The sequence below is a fragment of the Arthrobacter sp. JCM 19049 genome (assembly GCF_001310435.1).
Map to the genome: position 1 here is coordinate 1 of NZ_BAXF01000138.1, position 5061 is coordinate 5061.

General features: G+C 62.7%; 6 protein-coding genes, 3 tRNA genes and 2 pseudogenes. 3 read left to right on the forward strand and 8 right to left on the reverse strand.

What is annotated here, in order from left to right; genetic code table 11:
* The 5 genes and pseudogenes from JCM19049_RS07940 to JCM19049_RS07950 all read right to left on the reverse strand — a co-directional run.
* Nucleotides 1–381: pseudogene (locus JCM19049_RS07940) on the reverse strand (MaoC/PaaZ C-terminal domain-containing protein); the annotation flags it as partial.
* A gap of 3 nt (nt 382–384) precedes the next feature.
* Nucleotides 385–829, reverse strand: a pseudogene (locus JCM19049_RS07945) (MaoC family dehydratase N-terminal domain-containing protein).
* 56 nt (nt 830–885) lie between these two features.
* Entirely contained in the window at nt 886–1014 is a 129-nt protein-coding gene (locus tag JCM19049_RS19450; RefSeq protein ID WP_279402737.1) for a hypothetical protein, read from the reverse strand.
* A gap of 140 nt (nt 1015–1154) precedes the next feature.
* Nucleotides 1155–1343, reverse strand: coding sequence for a hypothetical protein (locus JCM19049_RS19455; protein WP_279402738.1), 189 nt, complete (start codon nt 1341–1343; stop codon nt 1155–1157).
* A complete protein-coding gene (locus JCM19049_RS07950) occupies nt 1343–1975 on the reverse strand; it encodes a DUF2797 domain-containing protein (protein WP_306420743.1) in 633 nt (210 codons plus the stop codon). The genes JCM19049_RS19455 and JCM19049_RS07950 overlap by 1 nt, the downstream gene beginning before the upstream one ends.
* A gap of 535 nt (nt 1976–2510) precedes the next feature.
* Here JCM19049_RS07950 and JCM19049_RS23300 point away from each other — a divergent pair.
* Complete coding sequence (locus JCM19049_RS23300; protein ID WP_374700258.1) at nt 2511–2678, forward strand: hypothetical protein; 168 nt, start codon at nt 2511–2513, stop codon at nt 2676–2678.
* A 16-nt stretch (nt 2679–2694) separates the two neighbouring features.
* The gene (locus tag JCM19049_RS07955; protein WP_374700259.1) at nt 2695–3270 is read left to right on the forward strand and encodes a GTP pyrophosphokinase family protein; all 576 of its coding nucleotides are present in this window, start codon (nt 2695–2697) and stop codon (nt 3268–3270) included.
* 119 nt (nt 3271–3389) lie between these two features.
* On the opposite strand, the gene JCM19049_RS07960 is transcribed toward JCM19049_RS07955, so the two are convergent.
* Together JCM19049_RS07960 and JCM19049_RS07965 are read right to left on the reverse strand one after the other, a co-directional pair.
* Nucleotides 3390–3463: transfer RNA gene (locus JCM19049_RS07960), tRNA-Met, on the reverse strand.
* 47 nt (nt 3464–3510) lie between these two features.
* Nucleotides 3511–3581, reverse strand: a tRNA-Thr gene (locus JCM19049_RS07965).
* 503 nt (nt 3582–4084) lie between these two features.
* On the opposite strand from JCM19049_RS07965, the gene JCM19049_RS07970 reads away from it, so the two are divergent.
* Nucleotides 4085–4159 (forward strand) — tRNA-Thr (locus JCM19049_RS07970).
* Between the two features lie 411 nt (nt 4160–4570).
* Here the strand turns inward: JCM19049_RS07970 and JCM19049_RS07975 are convergent.
* A partial coding sequence (locus JCM19049_RS07975; protein ID WP_279402740.1) for a DbpA RNA binding domain-containing protein occupies nt 4571–5061 on the reverse strand: 491 nt, incomplete at its 5' end.

Below are 5061 nucleotides of genomic sequence, written 5' to 3' on the forward strand. Positions count from 1 at the left end.
TCAGGTCGATGCGGGCGGTGCGGGCCTCGGCGTCCAACGCCCCGACCTTGCCCTCCACCGTGATGGCGGTGCCGGGGTACTCGGCCGGGTTCGTGCCGGCCGGGTCCTGCACCACGACCGGCTTGGTGAAGCGGGTTTGGTAGTCAATGACCGCACTGGGTCCCCCACCCAGGCGCTGACCACGTCCACGGCCGCGCCCATGGTGAACATGCCGTGGGCAATCACGTTGGGAAGCTCCACCTCGGTGGCGAAGCGCTCATTCCAGTGAATCGGGTTGAAGTCGCCCGAGGCACCGGCGTAGCGCACCAGGTCGGCCCGGTTCACGTGCAGCGTCGTTGCCCCGATCAGCTGTCCCTTTTCCAGGGTGTCAAAATCAATCATGGTCTACTCCTCGCCCCGCACCAGCAGGATGAAACGGTGGTGGCCACCTTCTGCCCGTCCACGGTGGAGATCTCAGCACGGGAGGTGATCATCGCCCCGGCCCCATGCTGCGCACCTGGTCCACGTGCAGCTCGGCCACCAGCTCATCCCCGGCAATGATCGGCCGGTGGTGGGTGAAACGCTGGTCGGCGTGCACGACACGGGAGAAATCAATACCGGATTCCGGGTCGATGATCAGGCGCGCGTCGGCCCGCTGCGCGATGATAATGGCGAAGGTCGGCGGGGCCACCAGGTCCCGGTGGCCCAGTTCCTTGGCCGCCTGCAGGTCGTAGTGGGCGCGGTGGCTGGCCTTGGTGGCCGCGGCGAACTCACGGATCTTTTCGCGGCCCACCTGATAGGGCTCATCCGGCGGGTAGACGCGTCCGACCAGGTCGGGGTTGATGCTCATCAAAGCTCCTTGATTGGCGTGGGAGATTTTGGGTCCGGATTTCAGAACGGTGCGGACTATTTTTTCTTCTTCGGGCTTTGCAGGCCGTTGGCAATGCGCCAGGCCCGCACATCGCGTGAGCGGACGACCAGTGAACCGATGTGCAGGCACATACCCACGGCCATCATCCCGATGGCAAAGAACAACAGGGCCGTGAGGGCAGGTTGATGCCGACAATGGCCAGGATGATACCTCCGCCCATGAGTGCCAACGCGGAGAACACGAATTTCTTATAGCGCGTTGAGGCCGATTCCCAGGGAGTGTTGGTCATGACTTCCAGTCTAGTTCAGAGCTTGGCGGGCCGGGATTGATGTGTGAGTATCGGGCCACGAACGCAGCAAGCCTCTGCCGGTTCAGAACAGGCTGGCTTGTCCCCCGTGGTCAACGAAGTGCGCCTGGCGCAGCACCAGCGCGCGGGTTTCAGCTCTGCCAGATCCAGCAGCACCAGTTCGGTATGCTCCCCGGTGTCGATCATCAGGGTTTGGCCCAGCACCCCGTGGATGCGCAGTGAGATCCCCTCACCACCCGGGATGGCGGGTCCTTGCGGTGAATGCTGCGGGCATCCCAGGCGTTTAGAACCTGCTGGGCGTACGTCGGCTGACGCCAGAGTTCATCGAGCAGCGTGATCCCATAGCGGTCAAGGCCGCGCTGTGATTCCAGCATCCGGTGAACTGCCCGGGCCGCAGCACGGTTCAGTTCCTCGAGACTGGCCAGATTGTGGTCCCAGCTCTCCAGCCCACGGATCTTGGCCTTCTGCCGCACCTGTTGGCGGATTCCGCATTGCTCGGTGACCAGGTCCTCCAGAACCCGCACGGCGGCACCGTCCGGAGCGTGGGCGACATAGCGGGCAGTGACCGCTCCCTGGGTGGCCAGCCGGGACCATTTGCTTTGCTCCGAGGCGGTGCCCACCTTGGTGGTTCCGTCCGCGAAGGAGGCGATGTAGAGCAAGTGCGGTTGCTCCAGGTAACGGCGCAGACCTTCGGGGGCCTGTCCGGTCTTGTGAAATGGTGCATGAACTTGGTCTGGTCCAGCCTGCGGCAGGTCGCGCACTGGGTCCCGGAGGCAATGACCCTGCTTTGGTACAGACATTGTGCCGGCGGGTTCCATCCGAGTCCATCAGCACGTGGCCCAGGCACCAGCGTTGCACGCCAACTTCCAGGGCCATGGTGCGGCCGAGCTCCAGCGGTTCATTGATCCATTCGGTGCCCTTGCGTAGGCGCAGCACGGGCGCCGGATCATGCCGGGAAAAGCTGATCCCGTGGCACAGTCGGAGACTGTCGCGTTCCAGTGCCATTGCTTCCTTCCACACGTTTGGACCCACTCCACGGTAGGCGATGCGCCCGGCATCCTGCCAGAGGACAACCACCGAGTTGAGCGGAATCAGTGCAACCAGACCATACGGTCCCGGCCCGGTTGGGGGCCGGGGAAGCACATTGGATCCCGCCGAGTTTCTAATAGGATTCCAAGACGCGGACTATAGTCTGCCAGACAGGACGTATGCTTCCTACGGGTCCACGAATACCGTGACACCAGCGACCCGCCCTTCTCACTCGTGAGGTGACTACCGATTAAGCCAGGAAAAGATATCGCCACGACGGAAACCTCCCAGGTTCCGTCCGGTCTGAACCCCACCCCGGGCCTGATGCTGGACTTCGCGCAGTCGCTGCGCCAGAAGCTGCCCCGGTTCATGATGGAGTACCGTTTCGGCGTCGATGAGATGTTGACCAAGGTGTCGATTCTGCGCGAGGAATTCATCCACCTGCACCAGTACAACCCGATTGAGCACGTGACGTCCCGGGTCAAAAGCTGAGGGGATCTTGGAGAAGGTGGTCCGCCGCGGTTGCGCGCCGACCCTGGAGGAGATTCGCCGCAACATCACCGATATTGCGGGCATCAGGATCACCTGCAGTTTCCTGAAGGACACCTATCACGTGCTGGATATGATCACCTCGCAGCACGATGTGCGGGTCTTGGCGATCAAGGACTACATCAAGAACCCGAAGCCGAATGGCTACAAGAGCCTGCACGCGATTGTCGAGCTGCCGGTCTACCTCTCCGAGGGGCCGGTTCCGGTCATCGTTGAGGTGCAGATCCGCACCATTGCCCAGGATTTCTGGGCCAGCCTTGAACACAAGATCTTCTACAAGTACGAGGGAGAGGTTCCCGAGCGCCTGCTCGATAACCTGACCGCCGCCGCCAACGCGGCCGAACACCTTGACCGCCACATGGAACACCTCTATGACGAGGTGCACGGAGAGGCAGCCGGTCCGGCGGCCGGCGCCCCCGACCCCTCGGCAGACCAGCGGTTATGGGAGCAACTGTGGCAGCTCGCCCAGCAAAATGACCTGATCCAGGGAACCACCCGGGATCTGCGCACGGATGCTGGAGACGCCGCGGGCTAACCGGCGAACACCTTGATGACGGGCCGGGCAAAGAATATTGGCGCGGCCCGTCACCGATGTAGATCCAAAAGCCCCGGATACGCAAAATGCCCCGGCAATCCGGGGCATTTTCCTTGGGGTAGCGGTGGCGGGACTCGATCCCGCGACCTCACGATTATGAGTCGTGCGCTCTAACCAGCTGAGCTACACCGCCACAAGTGAGAAGTCATCCAGTAGAAGCCAAGAAGACTTCCCACTCAGAGCCCCCTGCCGGAATCGATCCGGCGACCTCGTTCTTACCAAGAACGCGCTCTACCACTGAGCTAAGGGGCAACGAGTAAATACTCTACACGGATTCGGCCGCAAATAAAAATTCACCGCCGGCACCCAGACAAGTCCGGATCCATCCACAAAAGGCCAAGTCAAAGATGGGTTAGGAAGCAGCTATTCAAGGCCGGAAAGTGCAGATGGCACAACAACTAGTACAGTGACGCTACTCACGACTCGGCTGACGTCGGCGGTGGAAACGCCGCAGCCCCCACTCGTTGCCTAGCGAAACTCCCCGCGCATTCACCCTGCCCCTTTTGGGAAGTAAACAGTCCCACCGGATCTCACCAGCGCGGCTCGCGTCGCGAAAGGGCTCTACTCCGGGACGGGCCCGCACCTTATCATCTACGGCCCTGAATCGGCCGCGACCACAGACCCTGCTTCCATCACCGAGGGGCCGCTGGAAGCGCCCCTAAATCCCGACAATGAGTAGGGGAATCGTGATCCATCGCACTTCGGGCGACGAATTTTGAAATGCATCGCAGAATGTGTAAAGTATTTACCTGTTGCCCCCTTAGCTCAGTGGTAGAGCGCGTTCTTGGTAAGAACGAGGTCGCCGGATCGATTCCGGCAGGGGGCTCCAGTCAAGAGGATGGTTCGTATTCACGAACCATCCTCTTTTGCATTTCCCCACGGACCTGCAGTCCCGCAATTTCCCAACCGTGTTCGCCCCACCGATGCCGCGGACGGCACTGCCCCGCTTCCAGGTCGCCGCACCGGGCCCCTGCATGCCCTGCAGCATCCCGGCCAATCATCCGCGTAGCCGTTGCTCCGGCACCGCGTCAAAAGCCCTGCAAAGACCCGTGGAAGGCCTTTCAGGAGTGGGCAGCTGGCAGGATCCACGCCTTCCGCGGCTGGCGGTTCACGCGCGTTGCAGGACACAGCCCTCCGGTGCGCGGTTCGCTGGGATCCGGCCGCTTCGGTTAAACACCAAGGCCGGTTCCGCACCCCCGACAGAGGTGTGGAACCGGCCTACTTGGAGCCTCAGTGGGTATTAGTACTCGCGGCGACCACCACGGGCGGCGCTGTCATTGAAACGGCCCTTGCTGCGTCCGCCGAAGCGCTTCTCGCCACCGCGACGCTCGTCGCGGCCGCCGTCACGGAAACCACCATTGCGCTTGCGGTCCTTGAAGCTGCCGCGGTCCGAACGGAAACCACCACGACGGTCGTCATCGCGGTCGCGACGGCCACGCGGGCCCCGATCCAGTTCCAGGTTGATCGGCTCGCCGCCGATGCGGGTCTTGGACAGGGCACGCCACTGGTCCTTGGACAGTTCGGCCGGCAGCTCAACCAGGGTGTGGTCCGCGCGGATGTCAATGCCACCAATCTGTGAGGAGTTGAATCCACCCTCGTTGGCCAGGGCACCGACAATGGACCCTGGCTGCACGCGGTTGCGGCGTCCCACTGCCAGGCGGTACAGGGCGTTGCCCTCGGCAGCGCCCTTGCGCTGCGGACGCTGGCCCGGCTCACGGCCTTCCCGGTTCA